The sequence below is a fragment of the Streptomyces seoulensis genome, assembly GCF_004328625.1.
GTDB classification, from domain to species: Bacteria; Actinomycetota; Actinomycetes; order Streptomycetales; family Streptomycetaceae; genus Streptomyces; species Streptomyces seoulensis.
The window spans coordinates 343,319-368,968 of sequence record NZ_CP032229.1; the positions used below are offsets into that span (position 1 = coordinate 343,319).

The window sequence follows — 25,650 nt, forward strand, 5'->3', positions numbered from 1 at the left end:
CGGACACACCCGTATGGCGAAGCCGCACACGTGCGACTCCGCCATACGTCAGCCGGTTCAGCGCGCCAGCAGTGAGCGCACGCCCTGCGAGGTCAGTGTCAGTCCGTGCTCGGAGCTGCCGTCGATGGTGAGCGACAGTTCCTCCTCGGGCCACTGGGAGGCGAGGGCGCCGAGCTGGATGAGGCGGTAGCGGGAGACGGAGGGCAGCAGCCCGGCCATCTCCAGTTCCGAGGTGAAGACGGGTACCACCTGTTCACCGCCGGGCTGCTCGAGCACCGGCAGGGCGACCATGGTGGAGTCGGCGCCCTCCGCGTCCACGGCCTCGTCGGGCATCGGGACGAGCACATCACTGTGCGCGAGGGTTTCGAGGGCGGCCTGGTCGTCGGTGTTGACGGCCAGCACGTCCAGCGCCTGCTGGGCGGGCGTCGGCGTCGGAAGGTCGTCGTGTGCGGGTGTCTCCATGGCACATCCCCAGGTAGTGCGGTCGTACGGGCTCACGCTGGGCCGGGGCCCGAGCGCGCTCCCGGCCGCGTACCCATCCGGACCCGGACCATGCGCACGGGTTCCGGCAGGCCGGAGCCCTTCACCGGCGCTTCACCCGATCGGGCGACGGACGGTCGCGCCCCCTCAAGGACCGGTCCCCTCAAGGCGCCGCCCCCTCAAGGACCGGCCCCCTCAGCACCCGCTCCCTCAGGCGCCGCCCTCGCCCAGCAGCTCGCCCACCGTGGTGACACGGACCAGGGGCCGGTACAGGTCCAGCACATGCAGCGCCTCGGCCTGCGCCTCGTCGTCCACGCCCGCGCACGCGTCCGCGACGACCACCACCTCGGTGCCCGCGTCGGCGGCGGCCAGCGCGGTGGCGAGGACGCAGCACTCGGTGCTGACCCCGGCGAGGACCAGCCGCGAACCGGGAGCGAGCCGGGCGGCCAGCTCCGGGCTCCACTTGCCGAAGGTCTCCGCGTCCAAGACCGGAGCGCCGAGGCCGGCGAACTCCGGCGTCAGCCGCCACAGTTCCGCGTCCGGCGGCTGAAGGGCGAACGGCCACCGCGCGTAGTAGGCGCGCCAAACCCCGGCGGGCCGGGCGGGGGCGACGAACCGGGTGAACACCACCCGCCCCCCGAACGCGGGCAGCAGCCGCGCGACCCCAGCAGCGGCCTCGGCGTAGCGCGGGGTGGCCCATGGACTGCCCGGGTCGGCGAAGACGCGCTGCATGTCGATGACGGCGAGCAGTCCCGGCACCGGCCTCACGCCCCGTACATCCCCGGAGCCGGGGCCGGGCTCGGCGGGAGTGCCTCCTGCTGCCGGACCCGGTTCCGGCCCAGCGGCAGGGTGCCGAGGAAGGCGAGGGCGAGGGCCACGAGGACACCGAGGTTGGCGGAGGCCCACTGGCCGGACCGGCCGCCGAGGCCGAGCGGGCCGAGGAGGTAGCCCTGCCAGTCCAGCCAGCCCGCTGCGGTGTTGGTGACCAGCCCCCAGCCGATCAGGGTGGCGCCGACGGTGAGGACGATCGGCAGGACGCGGGCGTCGCCGTAGCGGCCGTCCGGGCGGAACAGGTCGCCCTCGTCGTAGTCGCGGCGGCGCAGGGCGAGGTCGGCGAGCATCACCCCGCACCAGGCGGCGATGGGGACGCCGAGGGTGGTGAGGAAGCCCATGAACTCACCCAGGAAGGCCCCGCCGAAGAACACGATGTACAGGGAGCCGGCGATCATCAGGACGCCGTCGACGAGGGCGGCCAGATAGCGGGGCACGTGCAGTCCGGCGGAGAGCAGGGCGAGGCCGGAGGAGTAGATGTCCAGCACCGCGCCGCCGACCAGCCCGAGCACCGCGACCAGGGCGAAGGGGACGAGGAACCACGTCGGCAGGATGATGGTCAGCGCGCCGATGGGGTCGGCGGCGATGGCGTGGCTCAGCTCGTCGGAGGACCCGGCGAGCAGCAGCCCGAAGACCAGCAGGAGCAGCGGGGCGGCGGAGGCGCCGAGGGTGGTCCAGCCGATGACGCCCCGGCTGGAGGAGGAGTGCGGGAGGTAGCGGGAGTAGTCGGCGGCGGCGTTGACCCAGCCGAGCCCGAAGCCGGTCATCATGAACACCAGCGCGCCGATGAACTGCTGGGGCGAGCCGGCCGGGATGGCGCTGACGGTCGGCCAGTGGACGTGGTCGGCGACGAGGCCGACGTAGACCAGGGTGAGCACGCCGGTGATGACGGTGATCACGGTCTGGAGGCGCATGATCAGGTCGAAGCCCATGACGCCGCCGACCACGGTGAGCGCGGCGACGACGAGGAGGGCGACGGCCTTGGTCTCGGTGCCGCCGCCCCAGCCGAGGCGGCTGAAGACGGTGGCGGTGGCGAGGGTGGCGAGCGAGGCGAGTACGGTTTCCCAGCCGACCGTGAGTATCCAGGAGACGACGGACGGCAGGCGGTTGCCGCGTACTCCGTAGGCGGCGCGGCTGAGCACCATGGTGGGGGCGGAGCCGCGCTTGCCGGCGACGGCGATGAGGCCGCACAGCAGGAACGAGGCGACGATGCCGAGGACTCCGGCTGCGAGGGCCTGCCAGAAGGAGATGCCGAAGCCGAGGGCGAAGGCGCCGTAGCTGAGGCCGAGGACGCTGACGTTGGCGCCGAACCAGGGCCAGAAGAGGGTGCGCGGGGTGCCCTTGCGGTCCGCGTCCCCGATGACGTCGAGGCCGTGGGTCTCCAGTTGGATCTGGCGGCCGTCGGCTCCGCTGTCGTGGGGGTGCTGCGGCTGCGTCATCGGCGACCTACCTGTCCTGACGTGTCGCGTCCAAGCTAGGCGGGCAGGTGGAGGGGCGCAAGGAACGACCCGGCGTCAGCCGGTGGGCCCGGCCGGGACGTTCGGACGGGACGTTCGGACGGGAGGGCCTTGGCACCCTCCCGAATGACATCAGGTTAGGCTACCCTAAACATGTTGCCGACACCCCGTCGGCAACGCGGCGGCCGCCGGTCGTACCCGTGACCGCGGACCCCGCCAGGGAGGCAGCGTTGTCGACACCCCTCTTCTCCTCGGTCATCCGCACCGCCAGCCAGGACCGGCACACCGAGGCCGAGCAGGCGCCGTTCATGAACGATCTGCTGGGCGGCCGGTTCGGCGTGGAGGCGTTCGCCAGGTACACCGAGCAACTCCTCTTCGTCTACCGGGCGTTGGAGGACTCCGACGCCCTGCTGGCGGGCGACCCGGTCGCGGCCCCCTTCCTGAGCCCGGAACTGCGGCGGGCGGCCGAGCTGGAGCGCGACCTGCGGCACCTCCTGGGCGAGGACTGGCGCGACCGGGTGGCCCCGCTGCCCGCGACGGAGCGGTACGCGGCCCGCATACGGGAGGTCGCCGCGAGCTGGCCGGCCGGTTATGTGGCCCACCACTACACCCGCTACCTCGGCGATCTGTCGGGCGGTCAGGTGATCCGGCGAATCGCGGAGCGGACCTGGGGGCTGGAGAGCAAGGGCGACGGCGTCCGCTTCTATGTCTTCGAGGCCATCGGCAACCCGGCCGCCTTCAAGCGCGCGTACCGCGAACGGCTCGACGCGCTGCCGGTGGACGAGCTGGAGAAGCGGCGCGTGGTGGAGGAGTGCCGGTCGGCGTTCGCGCTGAACAACGCCGTCTTCGCCGACCTCGGCACCCTCTTCCCGGCCAGCGCCTGATCGCCCCCGGCCCGGTGCGGTCCCGTTCGACGGGCTCGCACCGGGCTTCTTCGTCGCCGAAAACTTGATTCACCGTACACGCATCTGCATAATGGGCTTATGCATAAGCGGGTTATGGACGGTGGTCCCGCCGACGACACGCACGCGACCTCGACCGAGGACCTGATGATCGCCGTGGAGGAGCTCGTGCGTCATGTGCGGCGCAGCGCCACGGCCGGCGGGCTCAGCACCGCCGCGTCGTCCGCGCTCGGCCGGCTGGGCCGCGAGGGGCCGCAGCGGCTGACCGAGCTGGCGCGGGCGGAGAACGCCACCCAGCCGAACATGACCCAGCTCGTCACCCGCATGGAGCGTGCGGGGCTGGTGCGGCGCGTCGCCGACCGCACCGACGGGCGGGGCAGGCTGGTGGAGGTCACCGAGCTGGGCGAGGAGGTGTTCCGGGAGCGCCGTGCCGAGCGAGCCGAGGCGCTGGGACAGCTCGTCGGTGAACTGTCCGAGCCGGAGCGGCAGGCCGTACGGGTCGCGCTGCCGGCCCTGGCCCGCGCGATACAGGAGCGTTCCTGAGCCATCCGTCGGATCTTCCCCGGCGCCGCCACGGCCGGGCCGGGGAGAGCGACTCGAGTGGGAGAGAAGCGGTCATGAGTACACCGCGTGGAAGGGCCGCGAGCCCGTTCCGGCAGCCGAAGGCGGTCTGGGCCGTGGCGTTCGCCTGCGTGATCTCGTTCATGGGCATCGGGCTCGTCGACCCGATCCTGCCCGCCCTGGCCGACAGTCTGCACGCCACCCCGAGCCAGGTGTCCCTGCTGTTCAGCAGCTATCTGATCGTGACGGCCGTCGCCATGCTGTTCGTCGGCTGGTTCTCCAGCCGGTTCGGCGCCAAGCGCACCCTGATCGTCGGCCTGGCGGTGATCGTGGTCTTCGCGGCACTGGCCGGGACCACCGGCTCGATCAACGGCATCGTCGGCTTCCGGGCCGGCTGGGGTCTGGGCAACGCCCTGTTCATCGCCACCTCGCTCGCCGTGATCGTCGCCTCGGCCAGCGGCGGCTTCGGCGGCGCGATCATCCTGTACGAGACCGCGCTCGGCCTCGGCATCGCCGTCGGGCCGCTGCTGGGCGGGGAGTTGGGGGCGATCAGCTGGCGCGGGCCGTTCTTCGGGGTGGCCGTGCTGATGGCCGTGGCGCTGCTCGCCACGCTCGCCTTCGTCCCCTCGATGCCGAAACCCGCCCGGCCCACGTCACCCATCGCCCCGCTGAAGGCGCTGCGGCACCGGGGTCTGCTCACCATGGGCGTCATGGCGCTGCTCTACAACTGGGGCTTCTTCACCATGCTGGGCTACGCGCCCTACCCGATGAAGCTGAGCGCCCATGAGCTGGGCCTGGTCTTCACCGGCTGGGGTCTGCTGGTGGCCGCGTTCAGCGTCTTCTTCGCCCCGCGCCTCCAGGCCCGCTTCGGCACGGCGCCGGTGCTGTACGCCAATCTTCTGGGCCTCGGCGTCGTGATGGCGGTGATCGCGGCCGGGGTGGACAGTCCGACCGTAGTCATTGTGGCTGTGGTTACTTCAGGTTGCTTTATCGGCATTAACAACACTTTGACCACGCAGGCCGTCATGCTCATCTCCCCCGTCGAGCGTCCGGTGGCGTCCTCCGCGTACGGCTTCCTGCGGTTCATCGGCGGTGGGCTCGCGCCGTTCGTCGCGGGCAAGCTGGCCGACGCCACGGATCTGAGTGTGCCGTTCTATCTGGGCGCGGCGACCTTCGTGCTGGCCGTCCCGGTGCTGGCCAGCGGGCACGGGCTGCTGCGGAAGGCGGAGGAGCGGCCGGAGGAGGAGCCGGTCGTGACGACCTCGCTCACCGCGGTCGGGGACCCCGTGGAGGCGGGCGTGCCGCGGGTCATCGTGGCGGTCGGCGCGCACGGCGGGGCGCCGGCCATCGTGGACGCGGCGGCTCGGCTGGCGCGGGGGACCGGCAGCCCGCTGGAGGTCGTGCACGTCCGGGAGACGGTCGTGGTGGAGGAGCAGGCCGTGGAGCCGGAGGGTGCCGAGGAGGCGCGGGCGGCCGTCTCGGCGCATCTCGCCCGGCTGGCCGCGCACGGGGTGACCGCGTCGGGGCAGGTGCTCACCAGCGTCGGCGACCATGCCGCCGCCGGGCGGGCGCTGGCCGAGCACGCGGCCCGGGTGGGTGCGCGGGCGGTCGCGGTGGGCCGTTCGCCGCGCGGGCCGCTGGCCCAGTTCGCGGACGGCAGCATCACCTCCGCCCTCACGCACGGCGCGGCCTGTGACGTGCTGTTGGTGGACGCGGAGTCGGCACCCCGGCGGTTGACCCGGGGTTCGCTGGCGGAGCTGCGCGACAGCTCGGTCTGAGCGGCGTACGAAGAAGGGGGGCCACGGCGTGCAGCCGTGGCCCCCCTTCTCTTGTAGAACCTCAGCGGGGCAGCAGCCCGTTGATCTGGTCGTGGACCGCCGTGCGCGCGGCCGGGATGTCGCTGAGGAGGGTCGGTCCGAGTGCCGCCAGCGGTTCCTCGGGGTCGGTGCCGCACTCGGTGCTCTCGCTGACGACCTCGTAGCCGTCCCGTACCGCGATGTTGAGCCGATACCGGCCCTCGCCCAGGGCGTGCAGGGCGGAGGCGACGACCAGGGGCGGGGGTCCGCCCGGGTCGCCCTCGTGCTTGCGGTAGGCGCTGGCCACGGGGGTGCGCCAGCGCAGGCTGAGCAGGACGGGGCTCTTGGCGACGACTTCGGCGAGGTCGGTGTCGTACACCCCGGTGGAGGTCAGGACCGTGGCGCGGGTGTCCAGGACGAGGGCCGCCGGGAGGAGGCAGCGCAGGGTGCTGCCCGCTATGTTGCCGCCGACGGTGGCCGCGCGGCGTACGGCGCCGGTGCCGACCGAGCCCGCCGCGCGGCGCAGCACCTCGGGGACGCGATCGTCGACGCGGTGGAGGACGACGGCGCCGCCCAGTTCCTCGGGGCCGAGGACGTTGGCCTCGGGCAGTTCGCGCAACGACACGGCCTGGGCCGGGAATCCGTCGCGCTGCCAGGTGGCCCAGACCAGGGTGGCTCCCCCGACGGGCACGGCTCCCTCGGCCAGGTATGCGCGCGCTTCGGACACGGACGTGGGCAGACGCAGCAGCACTGTGGCCAACCTGCCTTTCCTCGGGGGTCCGGCGAACGGCCGCCTCCGCCGCCTGAGTTATTCTCGCTGCCTCATAAGGGGCGCGTCCAGGGCTCATGGGCGCGCGCCCCGTGCGCCCCTTGGCGCCCCTCGACAACCCCGCCGCAAACGGGCTTCGGGCCGTCACATCGGGAGGTGACGGCTCGAAGGTTCGAGGAGGCGCTGTCGGTTCAGCGCCGGGTGCGGACCAGCAGGTACAGGAAGTACGGCGTGCCGATGACGGCGGTCATCAGACCGGCGCCGAGCTGCGCGGGGGCGATCACCGTGCGGCCGATCAGGTCGGCGACGCAGACCAGGACGGCGCCCAGCGGCACGGCCACCGGGATCACCCGGGTGTGGCGGCGGCCGACCAGGGCACGGGCCGCGTGCGGGGCGACCAGGCCGACGAAGCCGATCGTGCCCGCGGCGGCAACGGCGGTGGCGCTCAGTACGACACTGACCGCCAGCAGCCCGAAGCGGGCCGGTGCCGTGCGCAGTCCGAGCAGCCTCGGCGTGTCCTCGTCCAGCGAGACGAGGTCGAGTTCGGTGCGCCGGAGGACGGCGATCACCAGCCCCACGGCGAGCGCGCCCGCGACCGGCAGGGTGTCCGTCAGGGTGCGCCCGTAGGTGGAACCCGACAGCCAGGTCAGGCCCTTGGTCGCGTTGAACGGGTCGGTGATCACGATGAGCAGCCCGATCAGCGCCGTGGTCGCGGCCTGGACGCCGATGCCCACCAGGACCAGCCGGTTCTGCCCGAACCCGCCCCGCGCGGCGAGCCCGAAGACGACCACGGCGGCCACCCCGGCCCCCGCGAAGGCGGCCCCGGCGATGCCCCAGGACCCGGCCATCGGCGCCGTCGTCACGAGCAGGACCGCGCCGAGCGCACCGCCGCCGGAGACGCCGAGGATGCCGGGTTCGGCGAGCGGGTTGCGGGTGACGGCCTGCACGAGGGTGCCGGAGAGCGCGAGCGCTCCGCGCTCCTGGGAGGTCAGCTCTCGGGCCGACTGGACGGCGGATCAGACAGAGCACTCCGGCGTGCGGGCTGTCCAGGATGTCGTGGAAGCTGTCGGCCCGCCGGTTGCCGGGGCGGTCCGGGACGGCCGGCATGGACGAGCCCAGGGCATGGGTGAATCCGGGGCCGTCGCCGCGCGGCGAGACGTCACAGCTGCCCCGGCGGTCGGAGCCCGCGAGCCCAGTTCCACGAAGCCGGCGGTGTCGACGCCGTGCGGTCGGCGCGTCGCCGCGTCGATGATCTGGGACCAGCCGACCCCCGTGGTAATCGCGCACCGGAGAGCCGGGCCCGCGGCCGTGTCACACGGACCCGTACTGCGGGCCCGGCCGATTGCCCGGCACACGTTATCGGAAGTTAGGTTTGGCTTATCTAGGTGGAGTTGTTACGGAAGGCGCGCCACCCCGGCGTAGATACCGCTCTCCTCGGGCGCCGGTGCCTCGCCGTCCTTGAACCACTCGGTGGCCGTGACGAGGCCGGGCTCGACCAGTTCCAGCCCCTCGAAGAAGCGCTCCACACCCGCGCGGTCGCGGAAGCCTAGCCGGATGCCGCCCTTGGCGTACTCGGCCGTGACCTGCGCCGACAGCTCCGGGAAGATGTCGGAGGAGGCGTGCGAGAGGACGAGGTAGCTACCGGAGGGGAGGGTGGCGAGGAGGTTGGAGACGAGGCCGTACGGGTCCTGGTCGTCGTTGATGAAGTGCATCAGGGCGATCAGGGACAGGGCGATGGGCCGGTCGAAGTCGAGCGTCTGGCGGGCGTTCTTGATGATGGCGGCCGGGTCGCGGACGTCGGCCTCCACGTACTGGGTGGCGCCCTCGGGACGGCCGACGAGCAGCGCCTCCGCGTGCCGCAGCACGATCGGGTCGTTGTCGGTGTAGACGATCCGGGCGGTCGGCACGATCCGCTGGACGATCTGGTGCAGGTTCGGCTCGGTGGGGATGCCGGTGCCGATGTCGAGGAACTGGTCGACGCCCTGCGCGGCGAGCCAGGCGACCGCGCGGTTCATGAAGGCGCGGTTCTGCCGGGCGCCGGCGGCCGCCTCGGCGGGCAGCCGCTGCCCCACCGCCTCGTCCACGGGGTAGTTGTCCTTGCCGCCGAGCAGCCAGTCGTATACCCGCGCGGGGTGAGCCGTGCTGGTGTCGATCTGCCGGGGGCCGGGGGTGCCGGTGGTCATGGGCGGGCTCCGTCATGATTCTGGCCGGTGCGAACACAGACGATCATCGAGTGATGCTCGTCATTCTGCATGCGGGGCACGGGAGTTGACCAGGAGGGTGACCGGCGGCGACCACCTGCCCGGCCGGGTGTGACCCATGACCGACCCTGGTCTCCAGGTTTCGAAAGTATTAGCTGATAATTTGTGAAGCTCGCGCGCAGACACGGGGCCAGGGGGTAACGAATTGGCCATCGGTGCCACCGTGATGGCCACCGATTCCGGCCGGCCCGTCTGCCCGCGCGAGCAAGGCCGAGTGGGGAGGGAGACCTGTCGTGACCGAGGCAGGGCGGGGGACGGACGGCAACGACGGCACCGGTGCCGATGACGGCGCCCGGCGTGGGCGCGGCCGGCGCGCGGCACCGAAGCGGGCGTGGGGACGCCGGCCCCAGGAGACGGACCGGCAGGAGCCCGGAAGCACCCCGGACCCGGCCCCGTTCGAGCCCGAGGCCACCATGCAGCTCCGGGTCGGCACCATCCGCCCCGACGAGACGATGCAGCTCAAGATCGTCGCCCTGGACGGCACCCGCCCCGCGCCGAAGCCCGAACCGGAGGCTCCCGAGGAGCCTGACGCCCCCTCCCGCGTCCTGGCCCCGCTGCTGACCGTCCTCGCCGTACTGCGCCGCATCCTCGCCCCGGTCACCGCCAGGCTCGCCCCCTGCATGGCGCTCGCCGCGCCCCACGTCCGCAAGCTGCGCCCGGAGTACCCGCGTCCGGGCCGGGAGGACTGGCGGCGCTGGATACCGTCCTGGCGGCAGTGGCTCGCGGGCTGGCTCGCCCTGATGGGCCTGAGCGGCCTGTGCCTGACCGTGGCCTACGCGGCGACCGATGTCCCCACCAACCTCAACTCCTACGCCACCCAGCAGGACAACGTCTACTTCTGGTCCGACGGCACCCCGATGGCCCGGACCGGCTGGGTGCGCCGGCAGGCGATGCCGCTCAAGGACATCCCGGAGGGCGTGCGCTGGGCGGTGCTCGCGGCGGAGAACGAGAGCTTCTACTCCGACCCCGGCATCTCCGCCAAGGGCATCACCCGCGCCCTGTGGCGCACGGTCGGCCAGGGTGACACCGAGGGCGGCTCCACCATCACCCAGCAGTACGTCAAGAACGTCTACCTGAACCAGGACCAGAACCTCGGCCGCAAGCTCACCGAGGCGATGATCTCCCTCAAGCTCGACAACCGGATGAGCAAGGACAAGATCCTCGAGGGCTACCTCAACACCAGCTGGTTCGGGCGCGGCACCTACGGCATCCAGCGCGCCTCCCAGGCGTACTACGGCAAGGACGTCAGCAAGCTGAACCCCAGCGAGGCCGCCATGCTCGCCTCGCTGCTCAAGGGCGCCGGCCTGTACGACCCCACGCTCAGCGCGGCCAACCACCGCCGGGCGGTGGAGCGGTGGTCGTGGATCCTCGACCGCATGGTCAAGATCGGCAAGCTCTCCCCGGCCGAGCGCGCCAAGTACACCAAGTTCCCGGAGCCGACCAAGTCGCTCCAGATCTACGACACCGGCAAGCAGAGCGACTATCTGGTGGAGCTGGCGTCGAGTTACGCCAAGAAGAGCGCCCATCTGTCGGACAAGGAGTTCGACCTCGGCGGCTACCAGATCTACACCACCTTCGACCGCAAGCGGGAGAGCGAGCTGACCGACGCGGTCACCAAGGCGCGCCAGGCCGCGATGAAGAAGGACCCCAAGGCAGCGCGAACCGCCCACTACGGTGCCGCCTCGGTCGCCACGGACGGCCGGATCGTCGCCGTCTACGGCGGCCCCGACCACCGCAAGCAGGGCTACAACGAGTCCAACGCCACTACCGTGCCCGCCGGTTCGGCCTTCACACCCTTCGTCTACGCGGCGGGTCTGGAGAACGGGGTGCACAAGACCCGTGAGGGCCCGGCCACCCCCGTCACCCCGGAGTCGGTCTACAACGGCGACGACGCGGTGCCCGTCACCACCCCCGAGGGCCCCTACTGGGACCGCAGCGGCAAGAAGGTCGCCGCGCACAACGACGGCAAGCGCTCCTACGGGCCGATCTCCCTGCGCCAGGCGCTCGCCCGCTCGGTGAACACGCCCTTCATGCAGCTCGGCATGGACACCGGCCTGGAGAAGGTGAAGGCCACCGCGCAGGCGGCCGGACTCCTGCCGTCCAGCTTCGGCCCGGCGACGCCCGACCTGTCGCTCGGCACCTCCACGCCCAGCACGATCCGCATGGCCAGCGGTTACGCCACCTTCGCGGCGGACGGCCGGCACACCGAGCCGTACTCGGTGCGCCGGGTCACCCGCAACGGCGCCGGTGTCCGCCTGGACGCGCCCGACCGGCGCCGGGCGGTACGCCCCGAGGTCGCCCAGCAGGTGGGCGAGGCCCTCGCGGACAACTTCCGTGCCTTCCACCCCACCCCCGCGGCGACCACCCCGGCCGCCGGCAAGGACGGGACCACCGACAAGGACACCGCGCTCTGGTACACGGGCACCCTCAAGTCGGTGTCGACCGCGATCGTCGTCTACCGCATCGACCTGGGCAAGAGCCTGGAGCCGCTGCCGCTGGACGGTCTGGCCGGCACCCGTGAGAACAGCGTGCCGTTCGGAATCTGGTCGCAGGCCGTGGGCATCGGCTGACCCCGCCGCCGCCCCGGCGCACCCCTTCCCGGCTCCTCAACCCGCAACCCGCCCCGGAGATCGATCCGTATGAAGTCGTCGAGCACAGGCCGCCGTCGCAAGGCACGCCCCACCGAGGGCGGCCGCGTCACGCGCCCCGTCGTCCTCGCGCTGGCCGTGCTGCTCGTGGTCGTCTCCACGGTCACCGGGTATCTGCTGCTCAGCCACGAGAACGACCTGGCGGCCGCGGTCTCCCCCGCCAAGGACCCCGGCCCGTCCGCGGAGCCCGAGTGGGACGGGAGGACCAAGGTGCTCGGGGACGGCTCGACGTCCTACACCGGGCCGCAGGAAGGCACGTTGAAGCCCGTACGGCTCAAGCCCGGTGAGAAACCGCCCCAGTTCGTCGTCTTCTCCTGGGACGGCGGCCTGGAGGGCAGCGACCATCTCTTCTCGCACTACCGCGAACTGGCCAAGCAGTACGACGCCCACATGACGTTCTTCCTCACCGGCATCTACCTGCTGCCGAAGGCCAAGAAGGACCTCTACCACCCGCCGCAGCACTCCCCCGGCGCCGCCGCCATCGACTACGCCACCGACGAGCACATCCGCGAGACGCTGGAGCAGCTGCGCGCCGCGTACGAGGACGGCAACGAGATCGGCACCCACTTCAACGGCCACTTCTGCGGCGCCAAGGGCGGCGGCGACTGGAGCGTGCAGGAGTGGAAGAGCGAGATCGACCAGTTCTACTCGTTCGTGGAGCACTGGAAGACCAACACCGGCTACAAGGACATCGATCCGCTGCCCTTCGACTTCAAGAAGGAGGTCACCGGCGGCCGGGCGCCCTGTCTGGAGGGCCAGAAGAACCTGCTGAAGGCCATCAAGGGCTACGGCTGGCGCTACGACGCGTCCTCCGCGGGCGACTTCCAGATCTGGCCGGCCAAGAAGGACGGTGTCTGGGACTTCCCGCTCCAGATGCTGCCCTACGAGTCCGGCAAGTACCAGGGCCTGTCCATGGACTTCAACTTCCTGTACAACCAGTCGGACGGCGAGACGCAGGGCAACCCGGCCGAGTTCCCCAAGTGGGAGCAGCAGACGGTCGATTCGTACATGGCCGGTTTCAACCGGGTGTACTACGGGAGCCGGGCGCCGCTGTTCATCGGCAACCACTTCGAGGACTGGAACGGCGGCATCTACATGCGGTCCATCGATCAGGTGGTCAAGAACGTGTGCACCAAGAAGGGCGTGAAGTGCGTGTCCTTCAAGGAGCTGGCCGACTGGATGGACGTCCAGACACCGCAGACGCTGGCCCGGCTGCGCACCCTGGACCCGGCTCAGTCGCCCGACTGGTCATCGGTCGTCAAGTGACGTGTGAAACAGTCTGGTTCCACTTGTGCATCCCGTCTTCACACCTGCCGCACACGGCATGCGAAGATGCGTTCGCCCGGTCTCTGTCACCGGAGTCCCGGTCTCTGTACCGGCGTAGAGGGGAACATCATTGAAGTCAAGAAAATTGAGCCGTAAGCGGAGCCGCGCCACCATAATCTCGGCGGCGGCCGCCTCCGTGGTGGCGGGCGTCGCCCTGCTGCCCAACTGGAGCGCGGGCGCGGCGGTCACCGACGACCCCACCGTCGACACGGCGACCAAGGCGACCTTCCAGAAGCTCGCGGACGCGGTCTTCACCGACCGTACGCAGGCCCTGGTGGCCGGTGCCACTGAGGGCCGCAAGCAGCGGACCTCCGGTTTCTCCGGCGATGTGCGCCTGTCCGGCACGCAGTCGCGCCAGGAGGACTCGGCGCTCAGCCAGCTGCGCGGCCGCAAGAGCCGTCTGGCCGCGCTGGGTGAGCAGTACAGCGCGGGCAGCACCAGCGTGAAGCTGGACGCCACGCAGGTCAAGGGACGGCGGGCCACGGTGGCCGTCACCGAGACCACGTCGCTGACGTACAAGAAGGTCACGGGCAACGAGCCTCCCACCACGGGGTTCCAGGCGCACCACGAGCTGACCTTCCAGGCGGACCGCGGTGGCAACTGGCAGCTCACGCGCATCAAGGACACCGACGAGGGCTACCTCGCGGTGAACCAGGTGGCGAAGCCCGAGGTCGCCAAGGTCCAGGTGAAGGCGGACGACAGCCCGCCGGACGCGCCCCGCGCGGCCACCACCCGGCCGGCCCCGGCGAAGCCGAAGACCCTCACGGGCACCGGCTACGACTACAAGGCCATGGTCGCGTACGCGACGAAGTACTGGAGCAAGTACAACACCGAGTACCCGGACTTCAACGGGGCCGGCGCGGGTGGTGACTGCACCAACTTCGTCAGCCAGTCGCTGAAGGCGGGTGGCTGGAAGCACGTTCCCGGTTACACGAACGACTTCCACAAGTGGTTCGGTACCGCCGACATCCAGTCGGACTCCTTCGTGGGTGTGAACGAGTTCTCCTGGTTCGCGCTGTCCTCGAAGCGGGTCACGAGCCTTGCGAACGTCTATCAGGCCGACATCGGCGATGTCATCCAGATGGACTTCAACAAGGACGGGTCCAAGGACCACACGATGATCGTCACCAAGCGCGACGCCCAGGGCGTGCCCTACGTGACGTACCACTCCACCAACACCTACAACCGGTCGGTGGCGAGCCTCGTCGCGTCCTACCCGACGGCGGCGTTCTACGCCTACCGCACCTGATCAGGTGACCGAGGACCCCCGCCCGGCAGCCCGCCGGCCGGGGGTCCTCGCGCGTTGGGGGTGCGGTCGCGCCGCTTCCGCGATGGAATCGACCGACGCCTCACCCCCGGAGCCCGTATGCCCGCCCGACCGCCCCTGCCCCCGTTCACCCGCGACAGTGCCACCGAGAAGGTCCGGCTGGCGGAGGACGGCTGGAACTCCCGCGACCCGCACAAGGTGTCCCTCGCCTACTCGCCCGACAGCCGCTGGCGCAATCGCGCCGAATTCCTCTCCGGCCGCGAGGCGATCGTCGCCTTCCTCACCCGCAAGTGGGACCGGGAACTCGACTACCGGCTGGTCAAGGAGCTGTGGGCCTTCGGTGACGACCGGATCGCGGTCCGCTTCGCCTACGAGTGGCACGACGACTCGGGCAACTGGTTCCGGTCCTACGGCAACGAGAACTGGGAGTTCGACGGCGAGGGGCTGATGCGGGTGCGGATCGCCTCCATCAACGATCTGCCCATCGAGGAGTCGGAGCGGAAGTACCGCTGGCCGCTCGGGCCTCGGCCGGACGGGCATCCGAGGCTGTCGGAGCTGGGGCTCTGAGTGGTGGTCCTTTGCCGGGTGGCGGGGCGTGGATAAAGTCGGCCGTCGACCGGGTTTCTGTTGGTGTGGGCTTCAGGGGGCGTGGATGAGCCGGTACGCGCGGTTGGCGTTCACCAAGAATGTGCGGGGCGTCCAGGAGGAGCGGGGCAGTGCGCAGGCGATGGCGCGGCTGCTGGCGCGGGACACCGAGGAGCCGGACCGGATGGGGCCGGACGAGGCGGACTTCATCCAGGCCCGCGACGGGTTCTACCTGGCCAGCACCGGTGAGGACGGCTGGCCGTACGTGCAGTTCCGGGGCGGTCCGCCGGGGTTCGTGCATGTGCTGGACAGCGGCACGCTGGCCTGGGTGGAGGTGCGCGGCAACCGGCAGTACATCACCGCGGGCAACCTCCGCTCCGACGACCGGGTCTCGCTGTTCTTCATGGACTACGCCAACCCCACCCGGCTGAAGATCTTCGGCCGCGCGGAGACCCGCGATCCGGCCGAATTCCCCGAGCTGCACGAGCGGTTGTCCGACCTGCGCACCGACGGCCCGCTGGAGCTGCTGATGCTGATCCGGGTCGAGGGGCTGTTCTGGAACTGCCCCAAGCACATCACCCCGCGCTACTCGGAGCCGGAGCTGGCCGAGGCGCTGGAGCCGGTGCGGGAACGGATGCGGATGCTGGCCGAGGAGAACCTGGAGCTGCGGGAGCGGCTCCAGGCGCGGGACTGAGCGGCGCCGGAACCCCTCTGCGGGGTTCCGGCCGCCGCGCGCTCAGCTACCCGGCGTCACTGTGCGGCGAGCCGGGCTCGGATCAGCCACAGCCGGTTGGCGAACCGGCGTCCGCGCGGCTGGACGTCGTAGGGCCAGCGTCCCTCCCCCGCGCCGGGCTGGCCCGGCTCCTTCAGCGACTCGACCTCCCAGCCGTTGGCCTGAAGGAACGGCTCCGGCTCGTCGGTGCCGAAGATCCACGGTGTGCCGTCCTCGGCGAGCCGGTCGAGGAACGGCTTGGAGAACGGGCTGCGCAGCAGGGTCCGGCCGAGGATGTCGAAGGCGAGGTGGCTGCCGGGCGCGGAGGCGGAGGCCAGCAGGCGCAGCAGCCCGGCGGCCTGCTCCTCGGTGAGGAAGAAGGTCAGCGCCTCGGCGACCCAGAGCGTGGGCCGCGTCCGGTCGAAGCCGGCCGCCTCCAGGTCGGGCAGCCACTCCTTGGTCAGGTCGGCGGACACCTCGTGGCGCTTGACGGAGGGCTTGGCGCCCAGCGCGTCGAGGCGGCGCCGCTTCTCGGTGATGAGCGGGCCGTGGTCGACCTCGTAGACGTCGACGTCGTCGGGCCAGTCGAGGCGGAAGGCGCGGGTGTCCATGCCGGCCGCGATCAGCACGACCTGGCCGATGGAACCGTCCGCGAGCAGGTCGCGGATGGCGTCGTCCAGGAAGCGGGTGCGGATGGAGATGAACGGCAGCAGACCGCCGCCGGTGTAGCGGTCGATCAGCTCGAACCCCTTGGGCTCGGCGAGGTCGCGGGCCAGCGGGTCGACGTAGAGGGCGTCCTCGCGCTCGGACTCCAGGGCGCGGGCGGCGGCCATCCACTGTGCGGTGTACGAAACGGCGTGCATGGAGGTGGTGGTCCTTTCGGCAAGTTCTCTTGTCCAGCAGGGAAGTAGCGAGGCGGGGCTCAGGTGCGGATGACCGCCTTGGTGCGCATCAGGAAGTCGCCGAGGAAGCCGTCGTGCGGCAGTCCGGGCGCGATGCGGTAGGTGGGGGTGTCGCCGACGTAGACGTTGCCGATGGTGGGCTCATCCAGCAGCCGGTCGATCAGTTCCTCCCGCCGGGTCAGCGCGGTGACGACGAGGCTGTCCCGCAGGACGGCCGTGCCGGCCTCGGGGGTCCAGGGCGCCACCCAGACGCAGGGGAAGGGCAGTTCGACGCCGAGCTGGGCCGCGTCGGGCCGGTCGGCCTGGTGCACGGCGGGCCGCAACGCGGCACTGCCGTCACCGAGTTCGGCCACCACCCCCTCCGCGCCCAGCCAGGCCCGGGTGCCCGCCGCCCGGTTGGCCAGATGGGTGCCGAACGCCCGTGCCGTGGCGACGGGTTGGACGGGCAGGACGGCCTTGTCGTCCTCCGGCGCGAGCGCGGGCAGCGCGCCGAGCCGTTCGGCGAGGGCCGCGCACAGCGGGGCCGGGTCGCCCTCCACGAGGACGGCGGTGGCGTTGACGCAGCCGGTGCCGCCGTGGTGGCTGACCGAGTCGACGATGGTGTCCAGGTGCTCGCGCCAGTCCACGTCGGCGGTGACGAGGATCTTGGACCGGCCGGGCCCCTGGGTGAGCACCGCCGGGTCGCTCCGGTGGCGCCGGACCGCGTCGTCGCCGCCGTACACCATGCCGAGGTCGGCGCCGCGCAGCAGCTCGTCGGCCAGTTCGTGCCCGGTGGGCAGGAACGCCACCTGGTCCGGCCCGAGTCCGGCCTCGCGCAGCGCGGTGATCAGACGGTACGGGGTGAACGGCTCCCGGCGCGAGGGGCGGACGGCGACCCGGAAGCCGAGCGCCAGCGCCTCGGGCCAGAGGCTGTGGGTGCCGGGGTGGTTGCCGGCCGCGTTCACCGCGAACACCTCGCCGCGCCGGGTCCACACCGCGCGCCCGGCGCGGGTGAGCGGGTCGCGCCAGTCGTCGCGGGCGTCCACGGGCCTCGCCCGCCGGGCGCTGTCGTACGCGGCGGCCAGGCGCTCCCCGATGGCGCGGGTCGCGGTGCGGACGACCGCCAGGGGCACACCGCCGACCCGGCTGACGAGGTGCTCGTGCTCGGCGACGGTGAGTCCGCCCAGCCGGCCGGTGGTGAACAGCTCGGCGGCGCGGGCCAGTACGGCGGCCCGGTGATCGGGGGCCGGCGGCTCGGCCCGGCGCAGCGCGGTCAGCGCGCGGTGCAGGAACACGCCAGGCACCAGGCTGAGCTGGGCGACCGGCGCCCCGGAGACATCGGTGACCGTGAGCCGGTTGCGGGCCCGGTACGGGCCCCTCGGCCCGAGCGCGTCGAGCTGGGGCAACGCCTCCTCTTCCGGCGTGGGCGGCATCAGTAGACCCCCTCGATGACCGTCTCGTTCTCGAAGACGCCGACCGGCGCGATGTCGGCGACGGAGTCCCCGATGCCGCCCTCGGGCGGGGAGACGCGGGTGGCGAGGTCGCGTTCGAGGTTGTTGGGCAGCAGGAAGGACTTGCTGACGTGGTGGGCGACCACCCGCCCCCGCTCCCCGTAGGGGACGGGCAGGCCGGTGTCGGGGTCGACCACGCCGAAGGTGACCCAGGGGTCGAGGGTGTCGAAGACGCAGGGTTCGTCGTCCGGGAGGCCCGGCCGCTCCCCCGCGAAGCCGAGGATCATCGTGCTGCCGTAGTTGCCGCTGAGGACGGTGTCGGGGAAGACCTCGGTGCGGTACAGGTGGCGGGAGTCGGCGTCCATCTGGGTGCCGCCCCAGCGGATCGCGCGGACCTTGTCGTTGACGAGGTCGACCAGCTCGTCCCGGCGGGCCAGCCGCTCCAGCAGGGGCGGGGTGATGGTCATGACCCCGATGTCCTGGGTGCGCAGCACCTCGGCGGCCTGGTCGATGACGTGCTCGGCATAGGCGCCCGCCTCGGGTCCCCGTCCCTGGGCGATGGCCCGCTTGACCCAGCGGGGGTCGAGGTCGACGCGGAACCCGTACCGGCCGTGGGTGGCGACGGAGCGCTGGAAGTACTCGCCGACGATGTGCGGGCCGCCGGGCACCAGGCCGAGCCAGTCGGCGCCGCGCGGGAAGCCGTACGCGTCGAGCGCCTCGTTGCTCCAGTGCAGGGTGCGCTCAAGCCAGTCCCGCAGCAGCACCACGCGCTTGGGGGCGCCGGTGGTGCCCCCGCTCTCGTAGACCCCGATCACGTCGGGGCGGTCGCCGTAGCCGCGCGGGACGAGGTCGGCGGCGGGCACGTGCCGCAGTTCGGCGGCGACGTTGGGGAAGCGGGCGAGGTCGGCGTGGGTGCGGATGTCACGGCGGGGGTCGAAGTCGAAGGCGGTGGCCCGCTTGAGCCAGAACGGCGACCCGGTGTCCGGGTCGAAGTGCCAGGCCATGGCGGCCTGTACGAAGGCGTCCGGGTCGGGGCGGGTGCCGTGCGGCGGTTCGAGGATGCGGTCGGTCTCGGCGATGTCCAGCGTCATGGCGCGTCCCAGGTGAGGTGGTCAGGAGTGGGGTCCGGCGGCCAGGGCCACGGGGTTGCCGTCGGGGTCGGTGAGGTAGGCGATCCGCTCGCCCCACGGCATCTCCACGGGGTCGCGCAGCAACGGGACGCCGGCTCCGGCGAGTTCCTTCAGCAGGGTGTCCAGGTCGTCGACGAGGACGAACATCTCGAACCTGACCCCGGTGCCCAGCGGCCGGCCGTACCGGGTGGCCGGCCAGTCGGCGGAGACCACGGCCAGCTCCGCCGTGCCGCGGGCGAGGGCGATGTACGTGGGCTCGCCCTCGGGCGGGTTCTGCCGCAGCCGGGTGAAGCCGAGCCGTTCGTAGAAGGCGGCGGTCGCCGGGACGTGCTCGGCGAAGACCAGGGGGAAGGCGCGTTCCTGCATGGCGGGGCGGCTCCTGTCGTCGGGGGCGGTCATGGCTGGAGCCGGGTGACGTGCCAGTCGGCGCCGTCGCGTTCGTAGCGCAGCCGGTGGTGCATCCGGTCGGAGCGGGCGGACCAGAACTCCACCTCGTGCGGAACCAGCCGGTAGCCGGTGAACCGGGCGGGGCGGTCCAGGGCGGCGCCGGTGGCGGCGAGGGACTCGGCGGCGGCGCGCAGCGCGTCGGGGTCGGTGAGGGGTTCGCTCTGCTGGGACGCGGCGGACATGGCGTGCAGGGGTACGGGCCGTGCGTGCCAGAGGGCGTCGGCCTCGGCCTCACCGATGGGGACGGCCGGGCCGCCGATGCTGATCTGCTGGGAGGTCTCCCGCCAGTACAGCAGCCCGGACGCCCAGCCGGTCTCCTCGATGTCCCGGCTCTTGCGGCTGGTGCTGTGCGTGGTGAACAGCAGCCCCTGGTCGTCGATGCCGCCGAAGACCACGACCCGGGTGGAGGCGCGGCCGCGCTTGTCGGCGGTGGCCAGGGCGAGCGCCCGGGGCTCGCGCACCCCCTGTTCGACGGCCTCGGCGAGCCAGTCCCGGACCAGGCCCAGGGGCTCGGCCGGCGGGTCGTCGTACTCCGGGAAGCGGCGGTCGGTGCGGCCGGTGAGGCTTTCGAACTTGCTGCTGTTCATGCCGTGCCTTCCTTGAGTCGGTCCGGCCTAGACGTAGAGGGTTCCGCGCCCCACCGGGACGCCGTGGCCGCCGACCTGGACGGAGGTGATGTGCTCCCCGGTGCCCTCGGCGGTGGCGAGCATCAGCGAGGGGCGGCCCATCTCCACACCCTGGAGGATCTCCAGCGGCTGTCCGTAGCGGGCGAGGCCGTGCCGGGCGAGGTGGATGGCGAGGGGGCCCGCCGCCGATCCGGTCGCCGCGTCCTCGACGACGCCGTAGGCCGGGGAGAACATCCGGGTCCGCCAGTGCGAGCCCTCCCCGGCGAAGCAGTTGGCCGCCATGTCGGGGAAGCGGGTGAGGGCGCGGTGGTCCGGGGTGAGCGCGGAGAGCGCGGCGACGCTCTCCAGGCCGACGAAGACGTGCCGGGGGCCGTTGCGGTAGATCTCCACCGGGGCGACGGTCCTGGTGACGCCGAGTGCCTCCAGCAACTCCCCCGCGTGCTCGTACGGTTCCCAGACGGGGTGCGGCTGCCGCATGCGGACGGTCACCGCGCCGTCGTCGTCGGCGAGTTCGACGGGGATGGTGCCCATGGCGGTCTCCAGCCTCAGCCGGTCCCGCTTGAGCACTTCGCCGAGCGCGACCGCGGTGCCGAGCAACGGGTGCCCGGCGAAAGGCAGTTCGTTGACCGGGGTGAAGATGCGGATGCGCGCGTCGCCGCCGTCGCGGGCGGGGTGGACGAAGGTGGTCTCGGAGAGGTTCATCTCCCGCGCGATCCGCTGCATCGTCTCGGCCGAGAGGTCGCCGGCGTCCAGGAAGACGGCGACCGGGTTGCCGTACAGCGGTTTGCGGGAGAAGGCGTCCACGAGCAGGTACTCGTGCATCAGCGGGTCTCCTTGGTGACCTGGGGAACCGGGAGGGCGGCGGGGTCGGCGAGGGCCTCGACGGCGAAGCCCATGCGGTGGTCCGGGGGGCGGCCGATCAGGTCGGCGGCGCGGTTGGGCGGCAACGGGTGGCCGGCGGGCCGGTCGGTCTCCCACACCATGACCGCGCCCCAGCGGTTGTGCGCCGGGTCCGCGACCCAGTACTTCACCTTCAGGCCGGGCACCTCGGCCCAGTCGCCGGTCACCCCCTCCGACAGATGCGCGTTGAGGGTGCGGATGCTCTGCGGCGAGTCGTCCAGGTCCCACCAGGCGATCTCCAGCCTCATCGGGCGAGCACCCCCCGCAGCGCGTCCCCGAGCAGCCGGGGTCCGTCGACGGTGAGCACGGACTCGGCGTGGAACTGGAAGGAGGCGAAGTGCGGCCCGCGCAGCGCGTCGACCTCGCCGGTCTCCGGGTCCCGGCTGACCGCGACCTCTCCGGTGCCGGGCACATGGTGGTGGTCGGCGGGGCTGACGGCGGCGAACGTGTTGTAGTAGCCGACGCGTTCCCGCTGCCCGAACAGGTCGATGGCCCGTTGCAGCCCCTGGTTGGGTTCCGCGCGCCGGATCAGCGGGAGGCCGAGGCGCCGGCTGAGCACCTGGTGGCTGAGGCAGACCGCGAGGAACGGCAGGCGGTCGCGCAGGAGTTGGGCCACGGCCGCGTCCAGCGCGGCGATCTTCGGGTCGGCGGTGTCCTGCGGGTCGCCGGGGCCGGGGCCCATCACGACCGCGTCGAACCCGTCGAGGCGGCCCTGGAGCCGGTCGTAGCGCAGCACCTCGGCGGTGGGCCCGAGTGCTTCGAGCTGCTGGACGATCATCGCGGTGAACGCGTCCTCGGCGTCCACCACCAGGATCTTCTGCCCCTTCAGCTCGGGCACCCGGAGGGCGCCGGGGGGCGTGGCAGCGAGCCAGAAGTCGGCGATGTCGGCGTTCCGGCCGCGCAGCGCCTCCTGCACCTCGGGCCGGTCCCCGAAGCGCGCCGCCGACACCGGGGGCACGTCCGGGCCGGCCGCGCCGCCCAGGGCGTGCAGCAGCCCGGCCGCCTTGGCCCGGGTCTCGGCGGCCTCCGCGCGCGGCGAGGAGTGGCGTACGAGGGTGGCGCCGACGGCCAGCCGCAGCTTGCCGTCGGCGGCGATGTCGGCGGTGCGGATCAGGATGGCGGAGTCCAGCGAGCGCCCGCCGCCGGGTTCGCGGCTGATCAGCGCGGCGACCCCGCTGTAGTAGCCGCGCCCCTGGGGTTCGTGGCGCTGGATGACACGGGCCGCGCTCTCCACCGGGCTGCCGGTGACGGTGGGCGCGAACAGCGTCTCGCGGAGGATGTCGCGCAGGTCGCGGCGGGTGCGGCCCTCGATGAAGTACTCGGTGTGGGCGAGCCGGGCCATCTCCTTCAGCCGGGGTCCGGTGACCCGGACGCCGGGGTCGCAGACTCGGGACATCATCTTCAGTTCCTCGTCCAGCACCATGTACAGCTCGTCGGTCTCCTTGCGGTCCTGAAGGAACGCGGTGAGTCCGGCCAGGTCGGCGCCGCCGGGCGGGTAGCGGTAGGTGCCGCTGATGGGGTTCATCACGGCGTGGCCGTCCCGTACCGAGATGTGCCGTTCCGGGGTGGCGCCGACGAAGGCCCGCCCGCCGACGTGGATGACGAAGGTCCAGTAGGCGCTGTGCTCGACCGCGGTCAGCCGGCGGAAGACGGCCAGCGCGGTGTGCGGGGTGTAGCCGTCGAGGTCGGCGAGGAGGGTGCGGCGCAGCACGAAGTTGGCGCCCTCGCCGGTGCCGATCTCGTCGGCGACGACCTGCCGGACCTTCTCGGCGTACTCGTCGTCGGAGAGGTCGAAGCGGTGGCCGCTCATGCCGACCGGGGTGTCGGGCAGCCGCTCCAGCACCCTGCCGAGGGGCAGTTGGGCCTGCTCGGTGACGGTGAGCGCGATCAGAGGCGAGCCGTCGTCGGGGGCGGCGAAGTCCCGTTCGGCGAGCTGGCGGTAGGGCACCAGGACGAGGACCTCGTGGCCGGAGCCCGGGGTGCTCTCCGGCAGCGGCAGTCCGGCGAGCGTGGCGGGGTGGGTGACGTCGCCCAGCAGGACGTCGACGGTGCCCGGGGTACCGCTCTCGGGCCGGTGCAGCAGGGCGAAGTCGTGGTCGCCGGGTGCGGCGAGCAGGCGGTCCAGGAGGTCGCTGGGCGGGCTCACCGGAACACCTCCGCGCTGGGCAGGACCACCCCGCAGTGCTCGGCCACGTAGTCCAGGGTGAGGCGGTGCCGCTCGGCGGTGAAGTCGGCGACGGCGTCGGCGGCGAGGAAGACCTGGATGTCGTTGGTGTACGCCTCGATGGCCGTGGCCAGCACGCCGATCTGGGCGTAGACCCCGCAGATCACGAGCTGGTCGCGGCCGGCGGCGCGCAGCCGGCGCAGCAGGCCGGAGCGGTGGAAGGCGCTGTAGCGGTACTTGGTGAGCAGCCAGTCGCCGGGGTCGGGGGCGAGTTCGGGGACGACCTCGCGGTCCTCGGGGGTGGTGCGCATGCCCGGTCCCCAGAAGTCCTTGAGCAGTCCCCGGTCCTCGTCGGTCATGCGGCCCGGCTGCGCGGTGTAGGCGACCGGAACCGCGAGGCTCGCGGCGCGTTTGCGCAACTGGGCCGCGTTGTCGATGAGTTCGGAGCGCAGCGGGTCGGGGACGGAACGCAGGAAGAAGTGCTGCATGTCGTGGATCAGCAGCGTGGCCCGCTGCGGGTCCGGCGTCCAGTGGACCGTGTTCGCCGGGAGGCTGTCCGCCGCCGGCAGGGCGTAGGGCGCGATACGGGGTATGCCGACCACCAGTCGGCTCCTTTCGGGGCGGGAGGGATACGGGCCTGCCGGGGCACGGCAAAGGCTCAGCGCAGGGTGTGCGCCCAGCCGGTGACCATGCGCAGCGCCTGGTCGGGGTTGAGCCGGGGGTCGCAGAACGTGGTGTGCCGGTCTCCCACGCTGCCGAGCTGGGAGACGTCGGCGGCGCACTCGGTGACGTCGTCCGGGGTGGTCTCCAGGTGGAGGCCGCCGTTGACGCCGCCGCTCTCGGCCAGGGCGGTGCCGAAGCCCCCGACCTCGGCGAGCATCGCGTCCACCAGGCGGGTCTTGTGCCCGGCGGGGCTGGTGATGGTGTTGCCGTGCATGGGGTCGCACAGCCAGATCGCCGGGTGCCCGGCGGCCCGTACGGCCTCCACCAGCGGGGGGAGCCTGCTGGCCACGAAGTCGGTGCCCATGCGGGCGACCAGCACGAGCCGGCCGGGTTCGCGGTGCGGGTCGAGCCGGGCGGCCAGGGCGGTGACGTCGTCGGTGGTGGTGCCGGAGCCGATCTTGCAGGCGACCGGGTTCAGCACCTCGGCGAGCAGCCGCACATGGGCGCCGTCGGGCTGGCGGGTGCGTTCCCCGATCCACGGCAGATGCGTGGAGCCGAGGTAGGGGCGGGTCCCGTCCTGGCGCAGCATGGGCAGTTCGTAGTCGAGCAGCAGGGCCTCGTGGCTGGTCCACACCTGTTCGGCGGGCGGCCGGCCGGCGTTGATGTCGGCCAGTTCGCGGACGATCTCCTGGGCGGCCCGGTGGCAGGTGAGGATGCGCTCGGGGTCGGCGCGGCGGCTGACCGGGTCGGCCTCGGGCGCGTTGACCATGTGGCCGCGGAAGACGGGCAGGGTGGTGCCGCCGACCTGCTCCACGGGCTTGGAGCGGGGCTTGGCGAACTGTCCGGCGATCCGGCCGACGCGCAGCACGGGCTTGCCGGTGACCGCGCCGGCCGTCTCCGCGAGGTGGTCGAGCAGGTCGGTCTTGCGGCGTACGTGCCGGGGGGTGGACTCGGCCGGGTCCTCGGCGCAGTCCCCCGCCTGGAGCAGCAGGGCCCGTCCGGCGGCGACGTCGGCGAGCAGCCGGCGCAGCCCTTCGGCGGCGTCGGCGGTGACCAGGGGTGGACAGGTGCGGAGGGTGGCGCGCACCCGCTCGACCGGGCGGGCGTCGTCCCACTGGGGCTGCTGCAGGGCGAGTGACGCGTGGAGGTCCTGGAGGGACTGGAGGGAGGGGCGCACGGCTTCCTCTTGCGGGGTCGGGGCGGGGACCGGGAGCCGGCCGGCCGGCGTCAGGTGGGGATTCCGTCGCGGCGGACCGCGGGGACGTCGATACCGAGGGCCCGGAACTGCTGGCAGGGGTTCATGAACTCGCGCTGCTGCTTGATCTTCCCGTTCTCGAAGGTGAAGGAGTGCAGGAAGTGGTTGCGGTAGAGGCCGGGCTCGTAGCCGGGGAAGAGGATCTGGCCCTCGCCGTCGCACTCCACCCAGAACCGGTCGGGGTCCTGGGTGTCAAAGATCTCGACGTTGATCCAGGCCCAGTCGGGGAAGCACTTGAGCGACCAGACGGCGTGCTCGCCGAGCCGGTCGCGGCCGTTGATGACGATGGGCTCGCCGGTCTCGGTGGTCCACAGGCCGCCGGTGCCGTCCTCGGTGAACAGCAGGTGCCGTTCCAGCCGGTCCTGGCCTCGGGTGTTCATGTACCGCTCGACGATGGCGCGGTTCTGTTCGCGGATCTCGTGCTCGTCGGACATGTCTGGTCTCGCTTTCCGTCACTGGGAGGCGAAGGGCCGCTGCCGCGCCGGAGGGGGCGGCGGGCCTGGAGCACATCGGAACGAAGGGGAGTTCGCGGGGCCGT

Annotated in this window: 24 protein-coding genes and 2 pseudogenes; 8 read left to right on the forward strand and 18 right to left on the reverse strand. The window is 72.1% G+C overall.

Going from position 1 to position 25,650, the window contains the following annotated elements; genetic code table 11:
* Window positions 1-57 precede the first annotated feature (57 nt).
* From D0Z67_RS01580 to D0Z67_RS01590, 3 genes are all read right to left on the reverse strand, one after another.
* A complete protein-coding gene (locus tag D0Z67_RS01580; protein WP_030804053.1) occupies window positions 58-462 on the reverse strand; it encodes an SseB family protein in 405 nt (134 codons plus the stop codon).
* A 228-nt stretch (window positions 463-690) separates the two neighbouring features.
* Window positions 691-1,248, reverse strand: a complete 558-nt coding sequence (locus tag D0Z67_RS01585) for a cysteine hydrolase family protein (protein WP_031180483.1) — start codon at window positions 1,246-1,248, stop codon at window positions 691-693.
* On the reverse strand, window positions 1,245-2,750 hold the full coding sequence (locus D0Z67_RS01590) for a purine-cytosine permease family protein (RefSeq protein WP_031180482.1): 1,506 nt from the start codon (window positions 2,748-2,750) through the stop codon (window positions 1,245-1,247). The genes D0Z67_RS01585 and D0Z67_RS01590 overlap by 4 nt, the downstream gene beginning before the upstream one ends.
* Window positions 2,751-2,998: 248 nt before the next feature.
* On the opposite strand from D0Z67_RS01590, the gene D0Z67_RS01595 reads away from it, so the two are divergent.
* From D0Z67_RS01595 to D0Z67_RS01605, 3 genes are all read left to right on the forward strand, one after another.
* Entirely contained in the window at window positions 2,999-3,652 is a 654-nt protein-coding gene (locus tag D0Z67_RS01595; RefSeq protein WP_031180481.1) for a biliverdin-producing heme oxygenase, read from the forward strand.
* A 99-nt stretch (window positions 3,653-3,751) separates the two neighbouring features.
* On the forward strand, window positions 3,752-4,213 hold the full coding sequence (locus D0Z67_RS01600; RefSeq protein ID WP_031180480.1) for a MarR family winged helix-turn-helix transcriptional regulator: 462 nt from the start codon (window positions 3,752-3,754) through the stop codon (window positions 4,211-4,213).
* Window positions 4,214-4,287: 74 nt separating this feature from the next.
* Entirely contained in the window at window positions 4,288-6,009 is a 1,722-nt protein-coding gene (locus D0Z67_RS01605) for an MFS transporter (RefSeq protein WP_031180479.1), read from the forward strand.
* Window positions 6,010-6,070: 61 nt separating this feature from the next.
* Here D0Z67_RS01605 and D0Z67_RS01610 read toward each other — a convergent pair whose 3' ends face one another.
* The 4 genes and pseudogenes from D0Z67_RS01610 to D0Z67_RS01625 all read right to left on the reverse strand — a co-directional run bounded on the left by D0Z67_RS01610 (window position 6,071) and on the right by D0Z67_RS01625 (window position 8,979).
* Window positions 6,071-6,778, reverse strand: coding sequence for an FAD binding domain-containing protein (locus D0Z67_RS01610; RefSeq protein ID WP_031180478.1), 708 nt, complete (start codon window positions 6,776-6,778; stop codon window positions 6,071-6,073).
* Window positions 6,779-6,987: 209 nt separating this feature from the next.
* Window positions 6,988-7,767 (reverse strand): annotated as a pseudogene (locus D0Z67_RS01615) (iron chelate uptake ABC transporter family permease subunit); the annotation flags it as partial.
* 43 nt (window positions 7,768-7,810) lie between these two features.
* A pseudogene (locus D0Z67_RS30055) lies at window positions 7,811-7,987 on the reverse strand (pyridoxamine 5'-phosphate oxidase family protein); the annotation flags it as partial.
* Between the two features lie 203 nt (window positions 7,988-8,190).
* Window positions 8,191-8,979, reverse strand: a complete 789-nt coding sequence (locus D0Z67_RS01625) for an SAM-dependent methyltransferase (RefSeq protein ID WP_031180476.1) — start codon at window positions 8,977-8,979, stop codon at window positions 8,191-8,193.
* A 491-nt stretch (window positions 8,980-9,470) separates the two neighbouring features.
* On the opposite strand from D0Z67_RS01625, the gene D0Z67_RS01630 reads away from it, so the two are divergent.
* The 5 genes from D0Z67_RS01630 (at window position 9,471) to D0Z67_RS01650 (ending at window position 15,577) form a co-directional block, all read left to right on the forward strand.
* Complete coding sequence (locus D0Z67_RS01630; protein ID WP_031180475.1) at window positions 9,471-11,627, forward strand: transglycosylase domain-containing protein; 2,157 nt, start codon at window positions 9,471-9,473, stop codon at window positions 11,625-11,627.
* A 69-nt stretch (window positions 11,628-11,696) separates the two neighbouring features.
* On the forward strand, window positions 11,697-12,971 hold the full coding sequence (locus D0Z67_RS01635) for a polysaccharide deacetylase family protein (RefSeq protein ID WP_031180474.1): 1,275 nt from the start codon (window positions 11,697-11,699) through the stop codon (window positions 12,969-12,971).
* Between the two features lie 196 nt (window positions 12,972-13,167).
* Window positions 13,168-14,280: an amidase domain-containing protein gene (locus tag D0Z67_RS01640; RefSeq protein WP_031180473.1), complete on the forward strand. Its 1,113-nt coding sequence runs from the start codon at window positions 13,168-13,170 to the stop codon at window positions 14,278-14,280.
* A 117-nt stretch (window positions 14,281-14,397) separates the two neighbouring features.
* Window positions 14,398-14,865: a nuclear transport factor 2 family protein gene (locus D0Z67_RS01645; RefSeq protein WP_031180472.1), complete on the forward strand. Its 468-nt coding sequence runs from the start codon at window positions 14,398-14,400 to the stop codon at window positions 14,863-14,865.
* Between the two features lie 85 nt (window positions 14,866-14,950).
* Window positions 14,951-15,577, forward strand: coding sequence for a pyridoxamine 5'-phosphate oxidase family protein (locus tag D0Z67_RS01650; RefSeq protein ID WP_031180471.1), 627 nt, complete (start codon window positions 14,951-14,953; stop codon window positions 15,575-15,577).
* Window positions 15,578-15,633: 56 nt separating this feature from the next.
* Here D0Z67_RS01650 and D0Z67_RS01655 read toward each other — a convergent pair whose 3' ends face one another.
* From D0Z67_RS01655 to D0Z67_RS01705, 11 genes are read right to left on the reverse strand one after another with little or no spacing between them, the layout of a single operon-like run.
* Window positions 15,634-16,458, reverse strand: coding sequence for a class I SAM-dependent methyltransferase (locus D0Z67_RS01655; protein ID WP_031180470.1), 825 nt, complete (start codon window positions 16,456-16,458; stop codon window positions 15,634-15,636).
* A gap of 59 nt (window positions 16,459-16,517) precedes the next feature.
* Window positions 16,518-17,909, reverse strand: a complete 1,392-nt coding sequence (locus tag D0Z67_RS01660) for an aldehyde dehydrogenase family protein (protein ID WP_031180469.1) — start codon at window positions 17,907-17,909, stop codon at window positions 16,518-16,520.
* Window positions 17,909-19,018 carry a phenylacetate--CoA ligase family protein gene (locus D0Z67_RS01665; protein WP_031180468.1) on the reverse strand — a complete coding sequence of 370 codons (1,110 nt, stop codon included), beginning with the start codon at window positions 19,016-19,018 and terminating at the stop codon, window positions 17,909-17,911. The genes D0Z67_RS01660 and D0Z67_RS01665 overlap by 1 nt, the downstream gene beginning before the upstream one ends.
* A gap of 21 nt (window positions 19,019-19,039) precedes the next feature.
* Window positions 19,040-19,456, reverse strand: coding sequence for a VOC family protein (locus D0Z67_RS01670; protein WP_078873171.1), 417 nt, complete (start codon window positions 19,454-19,456; stop codon window positions 19,040-19,042).
* Entirely contained in the window at window positions 19,453-20,091 is a 639-nt protein-coding gene (gene phzG / locus D0Z67_RS01675) for a phenazine biosynthesis FMN-dependent oxidase PhzG (RefSeq protein WP_031180466.1), read from the reverse strand. The genes D0Z67_RS01670 and phzG overlap by 4 nt, the downstream gene beginning before the upstream one ends.
* A gap of 27 nt (window positions 20,092-20,118) precedes the next feature.
* Window positions 20,119-20,952, reverse strand: coding sequence for a PhzF family phenazine biosynthesis protein (locus D0Z67_RS01680; protein WP_031180465.1), 834 nt, complete (start codon window positions 20,950-20,952; stop codon window positions 20,119-20,121).
* The gene (locus D0Z67_RS01685; protein ID WP_051887552.1) at window positions 20,952-21,278 is read right to left on the reverse strand and encodes a hypothetical protein; all 327 of its coding nucleotides are present in this window, start codon (window positions 21,276-21,278) and stop codon (window positions 20,952-20,954) included. The genes D0Z67_RS01680 and D0Z67_RS01685 overlap by 1 nt, the downstream gene beginning before the upstream one ends.
* A complete protein-coding gene (locus tag D0Z67_RS01690; protein WP_031180463.1) occupies window positions 21,275-23,176 on the reverse strand; it encodes an anthranilate synthase family protein in 1,902 nt (633 codons plus the stop codon). Before D0Z67_RS01690 ends, D0Z67_RS01685 begins: the two co-directional genes overlap by 4 nt.
* Entirely contained in the window at window positions 23,173-23,796 is a 624-nt protein-coding gene (locus tag D0Z67_RS01695; RefSeq protein ID WP_031180462.1) for an isochorismatase family protein, read from the reverse strand. The genes D0Z67_RS01690 and D0Z67_RS01695 overlap by 4 nt, the downstream gene beginning before the upstream one ends.
* 56 nt (window positions 23,797-23,852) lie before the next feature.
* Entirely contained in the window at window positions 23,853-25,034 is a 1,182-nt protein-coding gene (locus D0Z67_RS01700; protein WP_031180461.1) for a 3-deoxy-7-phosphoheptulonate synthase, read from the reverse strand.
* Window positions 25,035-25,084: 50 nt separating this feature from the next.
* On the reverse strand, window positions 25,085-25,546 hold the full coding sequence (locus tag D0Z67_RS01705; protein ID WP_031180460.1) for a PhzA/PhzB family protein: 462 nt from the start codon (window positions 25,544-25,546) through the stop codon (window positions 25,085-25,087).
* Window positions 25,547-25,650: the final 104 nt, after the last annotated feature.

Excerpts from the sequence above, each read along its gene's own strand:
- D0Z67_RS01580 (WP_030804053.1), bottom strand. The coding sequence starts at position 462 with ATGGAGACACCCGCACACGACGACCTTCCGACGCCGACGCCCGCCCAG.
- D0Z67_RS01590 (WP_031180482.1), bottom strand. The coding sequence starts at position 2,750 with ATGACGCAGCCGCAGCACCCCCACGACAGCGGAGCCGACGGCCGCCAG.
- D0Z67_RS01600 (WP_031180480.1), top strand. The coding sequence starts at position 3,752 with ATGCATAAGCGGGTTATGGACGGTGGTCCCGCCGACGACACGCACGCG.
- D0Z67_RS01605 (WP_031180479.1), top strand. The coding sequence starts at position 4,288 with ATGAGTACACCGCGTGGAAGGGCCGCGAGCCCGTTCCGGCAGCCGAAG.
- D0Z67_RS01625 (WP_031180476.1), bottom strand. The coding sequence starts at position 8,979 with ATGACCACCGGCACCCCCGGCCCCCGGCAGATCGACACCAGCACGGCT.
- D0Z67_RS01630 (WP_031180475.1), top strand. The coding sequence starts at position 9,471 with ATGCAGCTCCGGGTCGGCACCATCCGCCCCGACGAGACGATGCAGCTC.
- D0Z67_RS01635 (WP_031180474.1), top strand. The coding sequence starts at position 11,697 with ATGAAGTCGTCGAGCACAGGCCGCCGTCGCAAGGCACGCCCCACCGAG.
- D0Z67_RS01645 (WP_031180472.1), top strand. The coding sequence starts at position 14,398 with ATGCCCGCCCGACCGCCCCTGCCCCCGTTCACCCGCGACAGTGCCACC.
- D0Z67_RS01650 (WP_031180471.1), top strand. The coding sequence starts at position 14,951 with ATGAGCCGGTACGCGCGGTTGGCGTTCACCAAGAATGTGCGGGGCGTC.
- D0Z67_RS01655 (WP_031180470.1), bottom strand. The coding sequence starts at position 16,458 with ATGCACGCCGTTTCGTACACCGCACAGTGGATGGCCGCCGCCCGCGCC.
- D0Z67_RS01660 (WP_031180469.1), bottom strand. The coding sequence starts at position 17,909 with ATGCCGCCCACGCCGGAAGAGGAGGCGTTGCCCCAGCTCGACGCGCTC.
- D0Z67_RS01665 (WP_031180468.1), bottom strand. The coding sequence starts at position 19,018 with ATGACGCTGGACATCGCCGAGACCGACCGCATCCTCGAACCGCCGCAC.
- D0Z67_RS01670 (WP_078873171.1), bottom strand. The coding sequence starts at position 19,456 with ATGACCGCCCCCGACGACAGGAGCCGCCCCGCCATGCAGGAACGCGCC.
- phzG (WP_031180466.1), bottom strand. The coding sequence starts at position 20,091 with ATGAACAGCAGCAAGTTCGAAAGCCTCACCGGCCGCACCGACCGCCGC.
- D0Z67_RS01680 (WP_031180465.1), bottom strand. The coding sequence starts at position 20,952 with ATGCACGAGTACCTGCTCGTGGACGCCTTCTCCCGCAAACCGCTGTAC.
- D0Z67_RS01685 (WP_051887552.1), bottom strand. The coding sequence starts at position 21,278 with ATGAGGCTGGAGATCGCCTGGTGGGACCTGGACGACTCGCCGCAGAGC.
- D0Z67_RS01705 (WP_031180460.1), bottom strand. The coding sequence starts at position 25,546 with ATGTCCGACGAGCACGAGATCCGCGAACAGAACCGCGCCATCGTCGAG.